This is a genomic window from Rhodoferax bucti (assembly GCF_005876985.1).
GTDB lineage: Bacteria > Pseudomonadota > Gammaproteobacteria > Burkholderiales > Burkholderiaceae_C > Allorhodoferax > Allorhodoferax bucti.
In genome coordinates this window covers 116,603-133,979 of the sequence record NZ_VAHD01000003.1, presented here as the reverse complement: position 1 = coordinate 133,979, position 17,377 = coordinate 116,603, and the positions used below count along the sequence as shown (strand labels likewise).

The following is a 17,377-nucleotide window of genomic DNA, read 5'->3' as shown; positions in this document are numbered from 1 at the left end:
TGCGCCGCCTTTCGCAGCGTACCGAGACACATCCATTTCCTCGGTCTCTCTGCATCTTGCGCTGTGCATCGCACTCGTAAAGCTCATCATGTATTGAATTCCAGATTTATTGCATTTATTTTTGATTCGTTTATTGAACAACAAATCGCACCCACTCAATCAACGAAGCAACAGCTGCGCGCGTAGTAAACCGACTCTTCCGCGCATTGTCCTGCAAGCCACTATGGGACCACCGCTCAAACAGCGTCATCAACGTTGCGGCCATATCCCGCTGCACAAGTAGATCGCCTTCCATTTCCACCGCAATATGCCCCTGTCCCCGCAGCAGGGCCGCCATCTGCGCATTGCCATGCACCGTCGCCAGAATCGGGCGTTGCATCCACAGGTACTCGTAGAGCTTGGACGGAATGTATTCGGCGCAGATCGGCTCGGTGCCGTGAAGCAGCAGTAGCACATCGGCTCTGCGCATGCGGCGCAAGATTTGCTCACGCCCGGAAAGCCCGGTCACCGGATCCGCCTCGATACGCCCCAGGTGGCGCACCAGATCACGCACGGGCGACTGGGCGATGGCCGCCTGGGACACTGCGTCCAACGGCCCGCCGGTAAGCTGCAGCTCCAGCTGACTGCGCAACTCAGGGCGCTGAGCAATCAAGGACTCCAAAGCTGAAATGATGGGCGTGAGGTTGCGTGTGGCGGACAAAGAACCAAAGTGCCCAATGACCATCTTGGGACCCGGCACATACGGCGGCAACACCGTGAATGGCGCATCAATGCCCGGCAGCATCATCTTGCCGCGTTCGCCCAGTTGCGGATGGCGACGCTTGGCACTGGCCAGGGCCTGTTCGGTGAACCAGATGGCCACCTCGGCATCGGTGCAAATCTGGCGCTCCACCTCGGCCTGCATGCGCTCCTGCGCAGTCTTGGGCGTGCTGCCCGGCATCACCAACGGGTCGTGCACCTCAGCCAGCCAGCGCACACCCAACGCCTGTTTCAAGGCGCGCCCCGCCACATGGGCAGCAAAAGCGCCACCGGTGGAATAAATGAGATCGAACTTGCGGCGCCGGGCCAGCGCACGTCCCTTGAGGTAGGCGCTGAGCCACCAGGACCAGGAGCTTTCCACAGGCCGCAGCAGCTTTTCGACAAACATGAACGGCAGCAAGGGAATGGACAGCAGCACCATAACCAAGCGATACACCCTAGGATGGGTCAAGTGCTTGCGCAGCACATGGCGCAGCTCAAACCGGAAGCCCGCTGGCCCCGCTGGCCAAAGCTGGTGGTGCTCGTAGTGTCGATCCAGAGTACCGGACACTCCGCTCAACACGACCAACTCAATGCCGGCCGCCTCCAGATGAGGCAGTTTGTCGGTGATAGTCTGACTGGCAGCGCGGCCATCCATATTGAAAGCATGGGACAGCACCAGCCAGCGCTGCTGGTAACGGCGTGCAATCTGTGCGAACAATTCTCGGTATTTGTGTCCCGCCTGATCCCACGCATTGGCGGCAGCAAACAGCAAACCACCCTCAGACAACTTTCGAGCTTGCTCAGGGTGGTCCAGCACATTCTTGATTCTGCCAAGAAGCTCTGCGGCATCAGACGGAGCGGAGAGCAGCAGCGCATTGCTGCTATGCTGCAGTTCCCGGGCAATGCCGCTGAAAGGCGCATCACTCACGATCACGGGCAAGCCATGCGCCATCGCCTCCAGCACGACCATGCCGTACGAGTCTTCCAGTGTGGGGTGAACCAAGGCGTCCGCAGCCTGGTAGGCCAGCGCCATTTCCTGCAAGCTGCCTGTGAAATGCACCCGCGATCGAACGCCCAAGGACACCGCCAGCTGCTCAAATTCAGCAGCGCGCTCCGACCGCCCGACCACGATGAGATCAACATGGGCGTCTAAAGACACCAATGCCCGCAACAAGGTGGACAAGCCTTTTTTTGCAAAGTCATTGCCCACGAACAGCAGCAGTGTTTTATCTGCAGGCAGTGCAAGCACATCTCGCGCGCGGGCTTTTTCTTCGACACTGGGAGCACCGGGCACCCGATCCACACCGGGGGTGATCACCTCGAGCATGGGCACAGACCCGGGGAATGCGGATGCCACCGCATCTCTCAGCGTCGTAGACGCGCAAACGATTTTCTTTTTGTAGGCAAAAGCAAATCGCCGCTCTTCCAACCACAGATACGCCAGCAAGCGGGGGCTGGTCACCACCTTCAACCAACGCAGGGCCAAAGCCATGCCCCGCTTACCGGCAAACAAGGCGTGCTTGACCGGAAGCACATGCACGGTGTGCACATTGCCATGCCACGTGTTTTCGTGGGAGTGAACGATGTCAAAACTGCTGCGCGTAGCCCGCCATGTTTTCCAGGCAAAGTAGAGTTGGTTGATCCAGCGCGGGCGCTGCATCGGCATGGGCACGCGGTGGTACGTTACCCCGGGGAAATCATGCGAAATGGTCTGCGCAAACACATGTACTTCATGCTGTTTGGCGAGTTGCTCCACCACCGAGATGGAGTAGCGCTCGGCTCCACCACCGGTCACCGAGAAATTGCGGCTCAAAACCGCGATACGCAAACGCTCAGTCACACGCCACCATCACAACAACACGATGTCGTATTGCTCCTGGGCCATGGCTGCCTCGCTTTGCAGCGACACCGGTTTGCCAATGAATTCAGAGAGTCCGGCAAGATGCTGACTTTCTTCGTCCAACAGAAGTTCAATCACTTTGGGAGAGGCCACTACGCGGAACTCGCGCGGGGTGAACTGACGTGCTTCACGCAAGATCTCACGCAAGATGTCATACGCCACGCTACGGGGCGTCTTGACGATACCCTTGCCTTCACACGTGGGGCATGGCTCGCACAGCATATGCGCCAAGGATTCACGCGTGCGCTTGCGCGTCATCTCAACCAAGCCCAACTGCGAGAAGCCCCCCGCCATCGTCTTCACCCGATCGCGGGCCAGTTGCTTACGGAACTCTGCCAATACGGCCTCCCGGTGGTCCTCGCGCGCCATATCGATGAAATCGACAATGATGATGCCGCCCAAATTGCGCAAGCGCAGTTGGCGTGCAATCGCCTGCGCGGCTTCGAGGTTGGTTTTGAAAATGGTGTCGTCAAAATTGCGGGCACCGACAAACCCGCCCGTGTTCACATCCACGGTCGTGAGCGCTTCGGTCTGGTCCACGATCAGGTAGCCACCCGACTTCAGCTCCACCCGCCGCGCCAAGGCCTTGGCAATTTCTTCGTCAATCGCGTACAGGTCGAATATCGGGCGCTCACCTTTGTAGTGCTGCAGCTTTTCCGCTGCGGCGGGCATGAATTCCAAGCCAAATGCCTTGAGCGCGTCAAATTGCTCGCGGGAATCCACCCGGATTGTTTGCGTACCTTCTCCCACCAAGTCACGCAGCACACGCTGTAACAAGTTCAGGTCCTGGTGCAACAGGCTTTGCGGCGGCAAACGCAGGGATGCGTCCTTGATGCGAGCCCACGCTTTGCGCAGGTAGGCAATGTCGTCACCCAGCTCTTTGTCAGACGCATCTTCACCATTGGTGCGCAAGATGAATCCGCCACCCTCTTTGCCGGCCAGCGCCTGCATGCGGTTACGCAACTCATCGCGCTGGGCGGTAGGAATTTTTTGCGACACGCCGATGTGGTCATCCTGCGGCAAAAACACCAGCAAGCGACCAGCAATGCTGATCTGGGTGGACAGACGGGCGCCCTTGGTACCAATCGGGTCTTTGATGACCTGCACCATGAGCGACTGGCCTTCGAACACCTGTTTTTCGATCGGAATCTGCGGCTGGGATGCACGTGATGCGCTCAGCGACTCCCCTTCCACTGGCGGATGCCACACATCGGCCACATGCAAAAAAGCAGCGCGCTCCAAACCGATGTCGATGAAGGCCGACTGCATGCCGGGCAGCACACGCGCCACTTTGCCGAGGTACACATTGCCCACCAGCCCGCGCTCCAGTGTGCGCTCCACGTGCAGTTCCTGCACCGCACCGTGTTCCACGATGGCGACCCGCGTCTCTTGCGGGGACCAGTTGATCAGGATGTCTTGTTGCATGCAAAGCCCACCTCGCGCAAGGCCTGCGCCGTTTCAAACAAAGGGAGACCCATGATGCCAGAGTAAGACCCCTCAATGCGCGCAATAAACGCAGCTGCCCTGCCCTGCACCCCGTACGCGCCGGCCTTGCCCATGGGCTCGCCGCTCGCCACGTAAGCGGCAATATCGTCTTCGCTCATGGCAGAGAAAGTGACCACTGATTCCGAGCACGCCTGGGCGGTCTTGTCGCCCCATGCCACCGCCACCGCAGTAAACACGCGGTGCGTTCCACCAGCCAAGGCGCGGAGCATGCGCTTGGCATCCTCTGCATCCTCCGGCTTGCCGAGGATGGTATCGCCCAAGGCGACGGTAGTGTCTGCGCAAAGAACAGGACGATTTTGGCCATTAACGCTTGTCAGACGTGCGCGAGCAGCTATCAATTTAAGAGCAGTCACGCGCTGCACATAGATGGCAGGGGTATCCCCTTCCAACACCACCTCCAGACTCTCCGGATCCTCATCCGGCGTGGGCAGCAGCAATTCATGCGCAACCCCGATCTGGGTCAACAATTCACGGCGACGTGGGCTCTGGGATGCGAGGTAAATGAAATCCGTAGCGCTCATGGTCATTCCCTGTGGTACGGGTGATTGGCGTTGACTGACCACGCCCGGTAAAGCTGCTCAATCAGCAGCACTCGCACCATGGCGTGGGGCAAGGTCAGGTCAGAGAGGCGTATGCGTTCATGCGCAGCTTGGCGAAACTCGGGGTCCAAGCCGTCCGGCCCCCCGATGATCAGGGCCACATCGGTACCACCCAGCTGCCATTCTTTCAGGCGATCGGCAAGCGCGGTCGTGCGCAAGTTGGTGCCACGCTCGTCGAGCGCCACGATGCGCGCGCCTTTGGGGATGGCTTCTTCGATGCGCTTGCGCTCGGCAGCGTAAAGCTGCTCCACCGTTTTGGAGCCACGCGGCTCCGTCTTGATGGCTTTGAGCTCTACTTTGAGTTCATGCGGAAAGCGCTTGGCGTAGTCATCCCACGCGGTTTGCGCCCAGTCCGGTACCCGCTGACCGACAGCGACGATGACCAGCCTCACGCAGAACCTCAGGCTTTACGGGGAGCGGCTTTCTTCGCAGGCGCCTTTTTGGCGGCAGCGGGCTTGGCTGCTGCTTTTTTGGCGACCGTCTTCTTGACTTCCGGCTTGACCACCACCGTCTTTACCGCCGCCTTGGCTGCGGGTTTGGCGGCTGGCTTAGCTGCAGCCTTTTTTGCAGGCGCTTTCACACCAGCGGCTTTGTCTGCCGCTTTCTTCAGAGCAGCCTTGGACGGGAATGCTTCTTCCACACCCTTCTTGGCAGCGCTGGAACGGCGCATGCTCGGCTCAGCAGTTTTCGCTGCGGCTTTCTTGGCAGCAGGCTTGGCCTCTTCGCTGGCCTTCGCCACCACCGGCTTGGCCGCGCCCAGTTTCAGGCGCACGGGCTTCTCGCCCCACAGCTCTTCGAGGTGGTAGTACTGGCGGAAGTTGGGCTGCATGATGTGGACCACGACTTGGTTGCAGTCCACAATAATCCATTCGCCATTGCCTTCGCCTTCAATGCGGGGTTTGGCAAAACCAGCCTCACGCACAGCATCGCGCACGCTGGCAGCCAGCGCTTTGGTCTGGCGGTTGCTGGTACCGGAGGCGATGATCACGCGCTCAAACAATGCAGACAGGTGCTCGGTATCGAACACCACAATATCTTGGGCCTTCACATCTTCCAGACCATCGACGACGGCACGTTGGAGTTTCTGGGTATTTTTGGCAACGGTGGAAGTAGTCATCAGTTCGGTCGGTAAAGAAGGTGTTGGTCAATATAACGCGCAACCGGCTCAAAAACCAGAGGGGCAATGCTTTCGCCCAAGGCTACACGTTGTCGGATTTCGGTGGCGCTCACGGCCATGGAAGGCATGTGGAGCACAGTCAGGCCGGGGAGTTCGGCACGCAAGGCATCAAATTGACCCTTGGCGCCCGTTGCGTCTGCGCGAGCAGCTACACAAATTATAGCAAGAGTAGGCAACTGCTCCCATGCGTGCCAAGTATGCAGCGCGCGGGCCTGGTCTTCGCCAATCAGCAAATAGAGCTGGGCGCCGGGGTTTTCAACCCGCAACTCCTTCAGGGTATCGACGGTATAGCTCGCGCCCGGGCGCCGGGTTTCACGGGCATCGACCCGCACACCGGGCACTTCGGCAAACGCCAGTTCAGCCATGGCCAAGCGGTGGGATGCTGGTGTCAAATCGCGGGATTTGTGCCACGCGTGGCCGGTCGGAATCACCACCAAGCGATCCAAGCCGAGCTGGGCCATCGCTGTGCGTGCCAACGCCACATGGCCTCTGTGCGGCGGATCAAACGCCCCGCCGAACACGCCGATGCGCTGCGGTGAAAGTGCCTCCGTCGTCAAACCCAGTCCCGCGCAGTCAAAAAGTGCGTGGTCAACGCCTCTTCCGGCGAGCCGCTGGCCGGCACCTGCTGGTAAGCCCAGGTGGCATGCGGCGGCATGGAAAGCAAAATCGATTCGGTGCGTCCACCAGACTGCAGGCCGAAATGAGTGCCCCGGTCCCACACCAGGTTGAACTCCACATAGCGCCCGCGGCGGTACAGCTGGAAGTCGCGCTCGCGTTGGGTGTACTCCATGCCTTGGCGGCGCTCAACGATGGGCAGATAGGCCTGCAAAAACGCATCCCCCAGGGATTGCAGCATTGCAAAGCTGCGGTCTTGGCCGAGCTCTGAAAAATCATCAAAAAAGATACCGCCCACGCCACGGGGCTCGTTGCGGTGCTTCAGGAAGAAATACTCGTCGCACCACTTCTTGAAGCGGGGGTATTTGTCGTCCCCAAAGCCGGCCAACGCGCTCTTGCAGGTCTGGTGGAAGTGCACAGCATCTTCCTCAAAACCGTAATAAGGCGTCAGATCCATGCCGCCGCCGAACCAGCACACGGTGTCCCCCTGCGGGTTCTTGGCAGCCAGCATGCGCACATTCATATGCACGGTGGGAACATAAGGGTTGCGCGGGTGGAAGACCAGCGAGACGCCCATGGCCTCAAAGGGCGCGCCGGACAATTCCGGGCGATGCTGCGTGGCGCTGGGCGGCAGTTTGGGGCCCCGCACATGCGAGAAGCCGCAACCGGCGCGCTCAAACACGGCGCCACCTTCCAGAATGCGGGTAACGCCATTGCCTTGCAGGGGCTCGCCCGGCGCTTTTTCCCACGCATCCGACAAAAACGCACCGCCATCGACATCGGCAATGGCCGTGGTGATGCGATCTTGCAAACCCATCAGGTAGGTGCGCACATGCGCTGGAGTTGCTGTAGTTTCAGACATGGTCTTGCTTTCTTTGAGGCTGGTCCGGCCGCTGGGCCGCCAGAAATGTCACAGGCGCTGCCGCCTCGGGATGTTTGCCGCGCACGCCTTTCAAAAGGTCCGCCATCTGGGCCAGGTCCGCTTGCCGGTCCCCACTCAAAACCATAAAGCGAGTGGCATCCACCACTTTGCGGCCGTAGTCCAAGCTCACCACTCCCACAGGCACATGGGCCTGGAGCGCCACTTGGTAAAAGCCACTGCGCCAGCCTGCGGTCCAGCGGCGTGTGCCCTCCGGCGACAAGCCAAGCCAATACAGCTCGCCCTTCTTGCGGGCTTGCTGCATGCCGTCCAGCACTTGCCCCACGACGCCGTGCGGGGCATCGCGCTTCACCGCAACACCGCCCACCCATTGCAACCAGCGGCCGAACAAGGGAATGCGAAACAAGCTGTCTTTCGCCCAGAAATTGACCGGAAAACCGATGGCCCACTTTGCCAGGATCGCCACCAAAAAATCCCAATTGCTGGTATGGGGGTAGACCACCATCACGCCCTGCAGGGCCGGCAAACCGTCGAACTCGACCCGCCAACCCCACACCGCCAGCAACCGCCGGGCCCAACCCTGGCCCCGGAACTGCACCGGATGCATGACCCGCCCCCCGGATGCCACCGGATCAGCCTTTGACGGCGCGGTACCCGATGTCACGGCGGAATTGCATGCCGTCAAACTGAATTTCGTCAATGACTTGGTAAGCGCGTTGTTGCGCCTGCTTGACGCTATCGGCCAAGGCTGTCACGCACAGCACGCGGCCGCCGGAAGTCAACACCGTGCCGTCTTGCAGGGTGGTGCCTGCATGGAACACCGCCGCGTCTTCGCTCTCCTTGGGGATACCGGTAATGGCATCACCCTTGCGCGGGTTCATGGGGTAACCATGGGCAGCCAGCACCACGCCCAGCGCTGTGCGGCGGTCCCACTGCAACTCGACTTCATCGAGCTTGCCGTGCGGGCCGGGCTCGGTGGCGGCCATCAGCACGTCCACCAGATCGGTCTTGAGGCGCATCATGATGGGCTGGGTCTCAGGGTCACCCATGCGGCAGTTGAACTCCAGCGTCTTGGGCTGGCCGTTCTTGTCGATCATCAGCCCGGCGTACAAAAAGCCGCTGAAAGGAATGCCGTCTGCTTCCATACCCTTGACCGTGGGCAGAATGATTTCGCGCATCGCCTTGGCATGCACATCCGGGGTGACCACCGGTGCGGGCGAATAGGCCCCCATACCACCCGTGTTGGGGCCCTGGTCGCCATCCTGCAAGCGCTTGTGATCCTGGCTCGTAGCCAGGGGCAGCACGTTTTTGCCATCCACCATGACGATGAAGCTGGCCTCTTCGCCTTCCAGAAACTCTTCGATCACCACACGGGCACCGCCGTCGTTGTGCGCCACGCCCAAGGTGTTATCCACCAGCATGAAGTCAATGGCTTCGTGGGCTTCTGCCACGGTCATGGCTACCACCACGCCCTTGCCGGCAGCTAAACCGTCGGCCTTGACCACGGTAGGCGCGCCCATCTTGTCCACATAAGCATGTGCAGCCACGGGGTCCGAGAAAGTGGCGTACTCGGCCGTCGGAATGCCATGGCGGCGCATGAAAGCCTTGCTGAATGCCTTGGAACTTTCCAACTGGGCGGCGGCCTTGGTTGGGCCGAAGATGCGCATGTTGTGGGCGCGGAACTCATCCACCACACCGGCGGCCAAAGGCACTTCAGGACCAACCAGGGTCAGGGTGATCTTGTTGTCCTGCGCCCACTGGCGCAGTTGCACCACATCGGTAATAGGCACATTTTTGAGGCGCGGGTCAGTGGCCGTGCCGCCGTTGCCGGGCGCCACATACACCATTTGCACCTTGGGGGACTGGGCCAGTTTCCAGGCCAGGGCATGTTCACGGCCACCGCCGCCAATTACGAGTACGTTCATATCAGTCTTACAGAGCAGCGTTGTGGAAGATGTCTTGGGTGTCGTCCAGGTCTTCCAGAACGTCCAAAAGTTTTTGCATGCGCTCGGCATCATCGCCCGAGAGCTCAATCGTGTTTTCTGCGCGCATGGTCACCGTGGCGACCTCGGCATTGAGGCCTGCGGCCTCCAGGGCGGCCTTGACCGCCTCAAAGTCAGCGGGCGCGGTTAACACCTCAATCGCGCCTTCGTCGTCGGTAATCACGTCCTCCGCACCGGCTTCCAGAGCCACTTCCATGACCTTGTCTTCGCTGGTGCCAGGAGCAAAAATCAGCTGGCCCACGTGCTTGAACTGGAAGGCCACCGAGCCTTCGGTGCCCATGTTGCCGCCGTGCTTGCTGAATGCGTGGCGCACTTCGGCCACGGTGCGCACCTTGTTGTCCGTCATGGTGTCCACGATGATGGCCGCGCCACCGATGCCGTAACCCTCGTAGCGGATTTCCTCGTAGCTGATGCCGTCCAGTGAGCCGGTGGCCTTGTCAACGTTGTATTTCACCCGGTCTGCAGGCATGTTGGCGGCTTTGGCCTTTTCGATGGCCAGACGCAAACGCGGGTTCATGGCCGGGTCGCCCCCGCCTTGTCGGGCCGCTACCGTGATTTCACGGACGATACGGGTCCAAATCTTGCCTCGCTTCTCGTCCTGACGCCCCTTGCGGTGCTGAATATTGGCCCATTTGCTATGTCCTGCCACACGAAACCCTTTAAAAATTCGTTACGCTACTCCCACGATTGTACTTTTTGAGATCTCTATGGCTTCCATTCAAGACGAAGGCATCCTGATTGCCCAGCACGCCGCAGGCAAGTCTGCAGTGCGATGTTTCCTCCGGCCCGACAAGGCCAACCGCCACGGCCTTATCACCGGCGCCACCGGCACCGGCAAAACCATCACCCTGCAAAGCCTGGCTGAAGGCTTTTCTGCCCTGGGCGTGCCGGTGTTCATGGCCGACGTCAAAGGCGACCTGACCGGCATCTCTCAAAAAGGTGCGTTGAGCGAGAAGCTGGCGAAAGTCATCAAAGAGCGTGGCTTTGAAGAACCCGCGTTCTCCGCCTTCCCCACCACGCTGTGGGACGTATTCGGCCAACAAGGCCACCCGGTGCGCGCCACCGTGAGCGACTTGGGCCCCTTGCTGCTGGCCCGCATGCTCAACCTGAACGAAACCCAGGCCGGCGTGCTGCAACTGGTGTTCAAGATCGCGGATGACGACGGCCTGCTGCTGCTCGACATGAAAGACCTGCGCGCGATGTGCCAGGACGTGGGCGACAACGCCGCCAGCTACACCACCGAATACGGCAACATCAGCGCCGCCAGCATTGGCGCCATTCAGCGCGGCCTGATGCAGATCGAGGAGCAAGGTGGCGACAAGTTCTTTGGCGAGCCCATGCTCAATATCGAAGACTTCATGCAGACCGACAGCTCGGGCAAAGGCGTGGTCAACATCCTTGCGGCAGACAAGCTGATGCAGTCGCCCCGCCTGTATGCGACCTTTTTGCTGTGGATGCTGAGCGAACTTTTCGAGGCATTGCCTGAGGTGGGCGACCTGGACAAACCCAAGCTGGTGTTCTTCTTTGACGAGGCCCACCTGCTGTTTGCCGACGCGCCCAAGGTGCTGATTGAGCGCATTGAATTGGTGGTGCGACTGGTTCGGTCCAAGGGCGTGGGTGTGTTCTTCGTGACCCAAAACCCGCTCGATATTCCGGACAGCGTGCTGGCACAGCTGGGCAACCGCGTGCAACACGCCTTGCGCGCCTTCACCCCGCGCGACCAGAAGGCCGTCAAGAGCGCTGCAGACACCATGCGCGCCAACCCCGGCCTGGACGTGGCGACCGCCATCACTGAGCTGGGCGTGGGCGAGGCCTTGGTGAGCCTGATGGATGAAAAAGGCCGCCCTTCTCTCACCGAGCGCGTGTTCGTCATTCCTCCGGCCAGCCAGATCGGCCCCATCACCCCCGAGCAACGCAAGACGCTGATCACCGAATCCATCGTGGCCGGCGTGTACGAAAAAGCGGTGGACCGCGAATCTGCATTCGAAGCACTCAAGGGCCGCACGCAAAACCGTGCACCGGCTGCTGAGGCCGAAGGCGATGCAGCCCCTGCCGCTCCGCGCACCCGCGCTGGCCGCGCAGCGCCTGCCCCCGAGCCGGAGGCGGCGCCCGCCGGCGGTGGCATCCTGGACAGCATTGGTGACATGCTGGGCGGCGGTGCCCGCCGTTCACGCGCCAGCGTGGGCGAGCAGCTCATCAAGAGTGCGGCCAGCTCCATCGGCCGCGAAGTCGGCCGCCAGATCATCCGCGGGGTGCTGGGCAGCATCCTGGGCGGCAGCAAGCGATAAACATACAAGGAACAAGAACATGGTCACCATTGATCCCGCAGCACGTGCCAACGTCACCCTCATCGACCACCCGCTGGTGCAGCACAAGCTCACCCTGATGCGCAAAAAGGAAGCCAGCACCAGCAGCTTCCGCCGCCTGCTCAACGAGCTGGCCGGCCTGATGATTTACGAAGTCTGCCGCGACATGCCGCTGCAAGACCTGGAGATTGAAACCCCGCTGGAAACCACCACCGGCAAGGTCATTGACGGCAAAAAGCTGGTGTTCGCCAGCGTGCTGCGTGCCGGCAACGGCATCCTGGACGGAGTCTTAAGCGTGGTGCCCGGCGCCCGCGTGGGCCACGTGGGCCTGTACCGCGACCCCAAAACCCTTCAGGCGGTGGAGTACTACTTCAAGATGCCCAGCAATATGGAAGAGCGCGATGTGGTCGTCGTGGACCCCATGCTGGCCACCGGCAACTCTGCGGCTGCGGCCGTGACGCGCCTGAAGGCTTGCAACCCCAAATCCATCAAGTTCCTGTGCCTGCTGACCTGCCCTGAAGGCATCAACACCATGTACAAAGAGCACCCCGATGTGCGCATCTTCACCGCTGCCATCGACCGTGGCCTGAACGACCATGGCTACATCATGCCGGGCCTGGGGGATGCGGGCGATCGCATCTTCGGCACGCAGTAAGCTGCAAACCATAAAAATGGCCGTTAGCGCCCGTGCAATAAGCGCAGGCAGCTAGGTTTTTGATAGCGCCCTGCCTCATAGGGTGCGGGAGTTTTCACCATGCTCGACCTGCTCATCCACAACGCCACCTTGCCCGATGGGCGCAGCCACATGTCGGTGGCGGTGCAAGGCGGCCGCATCACCGAGGTGACACAAGGGCTCACGCCCGAAGCCGCTCAGGCGGCGGAGGTGGTGGACGCCGGCGGCATGCTGCTGAGCAGCCCATTTGTAGACGCGCACTTCCACATGGACGCCACGCTCAGCCTCGGCCTGCCGCGTCTGAACCAGAGCGGCACTTTGCTGGAAGGCATTGCGCTGTGGGGCGAGCTCAAGCCCCACCTCACTTTTGACGCGCTGGTGAATCGCGCGCTGGCCTATTGCGACTGGGCAGTCGCCAACGGTCTGTTGGCCATCCGCAGCCATGTGGACACCAGCGACCCGAGCATGCTGGCGGTGGAAGCCCTTTTGGCTGTCAAAAAGAAAGTGGCACCCTATATCGACCTGCAGCTGGTCGCGTTTCCGCAAGACGGCGTCTTGAGAAGCAAGGGCGGCGTAGATAACCTCAAGAAAGCGCTGAGCCTGGGCGTAGACGTGGTAGGCGGCATCCCCCACTTCGAGCGGACCATGGCGGACGGCGCTGCCAGCGTCAAACTGCTGTGTGAGCTGGCTGCTGAGCAAGGCAAGCTGGTCGACATGCACTGCGACGAATCGGACGACCCGCTCTCACGGCACGTCGAAACCCTGGCTTTTGAGACCAACCGCCTGGGACTGCACGGCCGCGTGACCGGCTCCCACCTCACCTCCATGCACAGCATGGACAACTACTACGTCAGCAAACTGCTGCCGCTCATGGCGGAGGCGCAACTGAGCGTGGTGAGCAACCCGCTCATCAACATCACCCTGCAAGGCCGCCACGACACCTACCCCAAGCGCCGCGGCATGACCCGCGTGCCCGAAATCATGGCAGCCGGCATGGCAGTGGCCTTCGGGCAGGACTGTTGCATGGACCCCTGGTACAGCATGGGAAGCGGCGACATGTTGGAGGTAGCCAGCATGGGCCTGCACGTGGCGCAAATGACCAGCCAGCCAGCCATGCAGCAGTGCTTTGACGCCGTCACCACCAACCCCGCACGCATCCTGCACCTGGAGGGCTATGGCCTCGAAAAAGGCTGCCAGGCCGACCTGGTGCTGCTGCAAGCGCAAAACCCCATTGAGGCTATCCGCCTCAAAGCCACCCGCCTCAAGGTCTGGCGGCGGGGTGCTCTGGTGGCGCAAACGCCGGCGCGGACAGTGACGTTGACTCTGCCAGGCCGGCCGGCGACCACATCCTTCTTACACATCAAATAGACCGCTAGCGCCCGACCAACCTGCGCGATTAGCTATCAACTTCATAGCACGCCCATGAAAAACTACTGGCTCATGAAAGCCGAACCCGCCGAGGCCTCGATTGACGACGTGCTGGCCATGCCGAATGCCACCGTGGGCTGGACCGGCGTGCGCAACTACCAGGCACGCAACTTCATGCGCGACGGCATGCAGGTGGGCGACGGCGTGTTGTTCTACCACTCCAGCTGTGCGGAGCCGGGCATCGTTGGCATTGCGCGGGTGGCGTCCGGCAGCAAGGTGGACCCGACGCAGTTCGACCCCGCCTCGCCCTATTTCGATGCCGCCAGCAAACCAGAAGCACCGCGCTGGCTGCTGGTGGATGTGCAGGTGCTCCACAAAACACGCAACTTCACCCTGCCCCAGCTCCGGGCCGATGCCGAGCTGGCGGAATTGCTGGTGCTCAAAAAAGGAAACCGCCTGTCCATCACCTCGGTAGAGGCGCGGCACTGGCGGCATATTTTGCAAACGCTGGGAGTGGCAGCCGACTAGGGCTGTGGTGGCCAGCGGATCAGGCGGCGGGTGGCTCGGTGCCGGAGACCACCCAGGCCTTGGCCACCGATTGCCAATTCGGCGTGGTTTGCGAATTCACAAAGCGCTCCACCTTGTCAACGCCGGTGCCCCGTCCGAGGCGGCGGAACTGCATGATGGCAATCGCATCGGTCATCACCACGGCCACGCGTGTCATGCCCTTGCTTTTGTACTCCAGTTGGCCCTTGGCCATCACGGCTTGGGCGTCGGCGGCCAGGGGTTTGAGGTCGCGCATGTCCACCACCAAGCCCCAGCCCGCAGGCAAGGGGCCCGCCAGACGGTTTTTGGATTCCTCAATCCACTCTTCCAGCTCAATGGCGGTGGGGCTGCCGGCAAAAGTCAGCACAAAACCAAACGATTGGGTCGATACATTCCACATACTGGCCTCAATAAATTAATTAAATAAATAAATAACAATTTTATTGCTTTAAACAAAATTAGACAAAACATCTTTTAGCACCTAAAAACCGCGCGACGGCGCAATTTGCATGCGCCTTGGCGCGAATGGCGAGTGACGTGGCACGTGTTGCTGCCTACGATTCCAACATCCGATCCACACCCCACATTGCATTCACAGGAAACCGCCATGCCCACACCCTCCCGCCCCCAAGTCGTTCTGATCACCGGTGCCTCGTCCGGCATGGGGAAAGAGGCGGCCAAGCTGCTGCTCCGCCAGGGCCATGTGGTTTACACCGCTGCCCGCCGCATCGAGCTGATGCAAGACCTGCAGGCACTGGGCGCCCATCCGCTCAAAATGGATGTCACTGATGAAGCCCAAATGCAAGCCGGTATCGCGCAAATCACCGCAGCCCATGGCGGCGTGGACGTGCTGGTGAACAACGCCGGCTTCGGCATCTACGGTGCCATGGAAGACACCACGATGGCCGATGCGCGCTACCAGTTTGAGGTGAACTTCTTCGGCTTGGCGCGTCTGACCCAGCTGGTGCTGCCCCACATGCGCAGCCAACAGCGCGGGCGCATCATCAACATCTCGTCCATGGGCGGCAAGATGTACACCCCATTGGGCAGCTGGTACCACGCCACCAAACACGCCCTGGAAGGCTGGAGTGATTGCCTGCGCCTGGAGCTGGCGCCCTTGGGCATCCAGGTAGTCATTGTGGAGCCCGGCATCATCGCCACCGAGTTCGGAGATGTGGCCGCCGGCCCGCTGCTGGAGCGCTCCGGCACGGGCCCGTACGCCAAGCTGGCCCACAGCATGGCCAAGGCCACGCGGGATGCGTACAGCAAACCGAATGCATCATCCCCGCCCTCCGTCATTGCCGAGGTGATCGCACAAGCCATCAGCGCCCGCCGCCCCAACACCCGCTACGTGGCGGGCAAAATGGCCAAACCGCTGATGTTCATCCGCAAGTGGTTCGGCGACCGCTTCTTTGACATGGCGGTCATGAGCCAGGTGAAATAAGCATGTCCACTCCCTAGGAGACCGCCGGTGAAACACGCCAGCAAATTCGCCATTCAGCGCGGCTGGAAGCTGCTGCTGGCCGACATGGGGCTTCCAGCCAGCGAGGTCTTGGCCTGGGCCGGCTTGCCGGGTGATTTGTTTGCGCGGCCGGATGCCAGCCTGAGCCCGGCAGATTTCTTCAATTTCTGGAATGGCATGGAGCATGTGGCCGGCGGTGACGACCTGCCCCTGCGCATCAGCCGGGCCCTATCGGTGGAGGCGTTTGACCCGCCCATCTTCGCCAGCCTGTGTGCGCCCAACCTGCAGGTAGCGCTGAAGCGACTCTCCAGCTTCAAGCGCCTTATCGGGCCCATGATTCTGGAGGTGGAGGTCACTCCCCACGGCACCTCGGCAGATTTGAGTTGCTACGGCTACGAGGGGCCCCTGCCCCGCAGTCTCGCCGCTACTGAAATGGTATTTTTCACCCAGCTGGCGCGACTGGCCACCCGCAAAAAGGTGGTGCCCCTGCGCGTGGAGCTGGTGCAGCTGCCGAAACACTGCGCTCCGCTGGAGGCGTATTTCGGCTGCCCCTTGCAAGCGGCAGCATGCAACCGCATCACCTTCAGCCCGCAAGACGCCGCGCACCCGTTTTTGACGGAAGACAACGCCATGTGGGAGAGCTTTGAGCCGGCCTTGATGAAGCGCATCACGGACCTCGACCACACCGCCAAAGCCTCTGAGCGGGTGCACAGCGCCCTGCTGGAGTTGCTGCCCGGCGGGCGCAGCGGCATCGACGATGTAGCCACCAAGCTACTTACCAGCCGGCGCACTCTGCAGCGGCAGCTGCTCGCCGAGGGCCTGAGCTTTCAGGATGTGCTCAACCGTACCCGCCGCGAACTGGCAGAGCACTACCTGCGGCAAGAGGCCATTACGCCGGGCGAGGTATCTTGGCTATTGGGTTTTCAGGATGGCAACTCGTTCATCCGCGCCTTCAAGGGCTGGACGGGCAGTACGCCCGGCCAGTTCCGCAGCAACATGCCGCGCCAGAGTGCGATGAACCCATAACAAAAACGTACCTAGCGCCCATAGAATATGCGCAACCAGCTACCAAATTCATAGCAAAACCATGCCCCACGACACCGACATTGCTCGCCTCGCACTGCAAGAAGAGCGCCTGATATTCGATGCCTTTGACCAGGGCACCGCCTGGACCCTGGGCACCCGCATCAAAACCTTCAGCGAGGAGGCTGGCGTGGCCTTGGCGATTGAAATCCGCTTGGGCAAAGAGACCGTGTTTTTCTACAGCATGCCCGGCACCGGCCCCACCAACGCCGATTGGGCGCGGCGCAAGCGCAACGCGGTCGAGCTGCTGCACACCAGCTCTTACGCGCTCAACCTCAAGTTGGACAAAGAAGGCACCACCCTGGAGGCCAAGCTGGGCTTGCCCTTGCGGGACTTCACAGCGCATGGCGGCAGCGTGCCCCTGCGGGTGCGCGGCGTGGGGGTGGTGGGGGTGGTTACCGTCTCAGGCATCCCGCAGCGGGATGACCACGGCATGGTCATCCGCGCACTGGCCGAGTTGTGCGGGGTACCCTTGTCAGACGTCGCGCTGGACTGATTCGTAGCGGACTGGCCCCTCA

General features: G+C 61.1%; 18 protein-coding genes. 7 read left to right on the top strand and 11 right to left on the bottom strand.

Annotation, left to right across the window (positions count from 1 at the left end; translation table 11 throughout):
- Positions 1-130: 130 nt before the first annotated feature.
- Genes FDM28_RS11675 through FDM28_RS11630 form a run of 10 tightly spaced genes read right to left on the bottom strand, consistent with a single transcriptional unit; the run spans position 131 to position 10,070 of the window.
- On the bottom strand, positions 131-2,581 hold the full coding sequence (locus tag FDM28_RS11675) for a glycosyltransferase family 4 protein (RefSeq protein WP_138515362.1): 2,451 nt from the start codon (positions 2,579-2,581) through the stop codon (positions 131-133).
- Positions 2,582-2,590: 9 nt separating this feature from the next.
- The gene (gene rng / locus FDM28_RS11670; protein ID WP_138515361.1) at positions 2,591-4,066 is read right to left on the bottom strand and encodes a ribonuclease G; all 1,476 of its coding nucleotides are present in this window, start codon (positions 4,064-4,066) and stop codon (positions 2,591-2,593) included.
- On the bottom strand, positions 4,048-4,668 hold the full coding sequence (locus tag FDM28_RS11665; protein WP_138515360.1) for a Maf family protein: 621 nt from the start codon (positions 4,666-4,668) through the stop codon (positions 4,048-4,050). Before FDM28_RS11665 ends, rng begins: the two co-directional genes overlap by 19 nt.
- Before the next feature lie 2 nt (positions 4,669-4,670).
- On the bottom strand, positions 4,671-5,138 hold the full coding sequence (gene rlmH / locus FDM28_RS11660; RefSeq protein ID WP_138515359.1) for a 23S rRNA (pseudouridine(1915)-N(3))-methyltransferase RlmH: 468 nt from the start codon (positions 5,136-5,138) through the stop codon (positions 4,671-4,673).
- Positions 5,139-5,146: 8 nt separating this feature from the next.
- Entirely contained in the window at positions 5,147-5,863 is a 717-nt protein-coding gene (rsfS, locus tag FDM28_RS11655; protein WP_138515358.1) for a ribosome silencing factor, read from the bottom strand.
- Entirely contained in the window at positions 5,863-6,480 is a 618-nt protein-coding gene (gene nadD / locus FDM28_RS11650) for a nicotinate (nicotinamide) nucleotide adenylyltransferase (RefSeq protein WP_138515357.1), read from the bottom strand. Before nadD ends, rsfS begins: the two co-directional genes overlap by 1 nt.
- Positions 6,477-7,400 (bottom strand): oxygen-dependent coproporphyrinogen oxidase, encoded by a 924-nt coding sequence (hemF, locus tag FDM28_RS11645; RefSeq protein WP_138515356.1) that lies wholly within the window; start codon positions 7,398-7,400, stop codon positions 6,477-6,479. The genes nadD and hemF overlap by 4 nt, the downstream gene beginning before the upstream one ends.
- Positions 7,393-8,082, bottom strand: coding sequence for a 1-acyl-sn-glycerol-3-phosphate acyltransferase (locus tag FDM28_RS11640; protein WP_138515355.1), 690 nt, complete (start codon positions 8,080-8,082; stop codon positions 7,393-7,395). The genes hemF and FDM28_RS11640 overlap by 8 nt, the downstream gene beginning before the upstream one ends.
- Entirely contained in the window at positions 8,051-9,343 is a 1,293-nt protein-coding gene (gene purD / locus FDM28_RS11635) for a phosphoribosylamine--glycine ligase (RefSeq protein ID WP_138515354.1), read from the bottom strand. Before purD ends, FDM28_RS11640 begins: the two co-directional genes overlap by 32 nt.
- A 7-nt stretch (positions 9,344-9,350) precedes the next feature.
- Complete coding sequence (locus FDM28_RS11630; protein WP_138515353.1) at positions 9,351-10,070, bottom strand: YebC/PmpR family DNA-binding transcriptional regulator; 720 nt, start codon at positions 10,068-10,070, stop codon at positions 9,351-9,353.
- Positions 10,071-10,128: 58 nt separating this feature from the next.
- Between FDM28_RS11630 and FDM28_RS11625 the strand changes: the two genes are divergently transcribed.
- The 4 genes from FDM28_RS11625 (at position 10,129) to FDM28_RS11610 (ending at position 14,296) form a co-directional block, all read left to right on the top strand.
- Complete coding sequence (locus tag FDM28_RS11625; protein WP_138515352.1) at positions 10,129-11,709, top strand: helicase HerA-like domain-containing protein; 1,581 nt, start codon at positions 10,129-10,131, stop codon at positions 11,707-11,709.
- Positions 11,710-11,728: 19 nt separating this feature from the next.
- Positions 11,729-12,382 (top strand): uracil phosphoribosyltransferase, encoded by a 654-nt coding sequence (gene upp / locus FDM28_RS11620; RefSeq protein ID WP_087493997.1) that lies wholly within the window; start codon positions 11,729-11,731, stop codon positions 12,380-12,382.
- Positions 12,383-12,481: 99 nt separating this feature from the next.
- A complete protein-coding gene (locus tag FDM28_RS11615) occupies positions 12,482-13,768 on the top strand; it encodes an amidohydrolase family protein (RefSeq protein WP_138515351.1) in 1,287 nt (428 codons plus the stop codon).
- A 54-nt stretch (positions 13,769-13,822) separates the two neighbouring features.
- Positions 13,823-14,296, top strand: a complete 474-nt coding sequence (locus FDM28_RS11610) for an EVE domain-containing protein (RefSeq protein WP_138515350.1) — start codon at positions 13,823-13,825, stop codon at positions 14,294-14,296.
- Between the two features lie 19 nt (positions 14,297-14,315).
- On the opposite strand, the gene FDM28_RS11605 is transcribed toward FDM28_RS11610, so the two are convergent.
- Positions 14,316-14,714: a hypothetical protein gene (locus FDM28_RS11605; RefSeq protein ID WP_138515349.1), complete on the bottom strand. Its 399-nt coding sequence runs from the start codon at positions 14,712-14,714 to the stop codon at positions 14,316-14,318.
- 207 nt (positions 14,715-14,921) lie between these two features.
- Between FDM28_RS11605 and FDM28_RS11600 the strand changes: the two genes are divergently transcribed.
- The 3 genes from FDM28_RS11600 to FDM28_RS11590 all read left to right on the top strand — a co-directional run bounded on the left by FDM28_RS11600 (position 14,922) and on the right by FDM28_RS11590 (position 17,355).
- Positions 14,922-15,758 carry an oxidoreductase gene (locus tag FDM28_RS11600; RefSeq protein WP_138515348.1) on the top strand — a complete coding sequence of 279 codons (837 nt, stop codon included), beginning with the start codon at positions 14,922-14,924 and terminating at the stop codon, positions 15,756-15,758.
- Between the two features lie 27 nt (positions 15,759-15,785).
- The gene (locus tag FDM28_RS11595) at positions 15,786-16,802 is read left to right on the top strand and encodes an AraC family transcriptional regulator (protein WP_138515347.1); all 1,017 of its coding nucleotides are present in this window, start codon (positions 15,786-15,788) and stop codon (positions 16,800-16,802) included.
- A 61-nt stretch (positions 16,803-16,863) separates the two neighbouring features.
- Entirely contained in the window at positions 16,864-17,355 is a 492-nt protein-coding gene (locus tag FDM28_RS11590) for a heme-degrading domain-containing protein (protein ID WP_138515346.1), read from the top strand.
- The last annotated feature ends 22 nt before the right edge of the window (positions 17,356-17,377 follow it).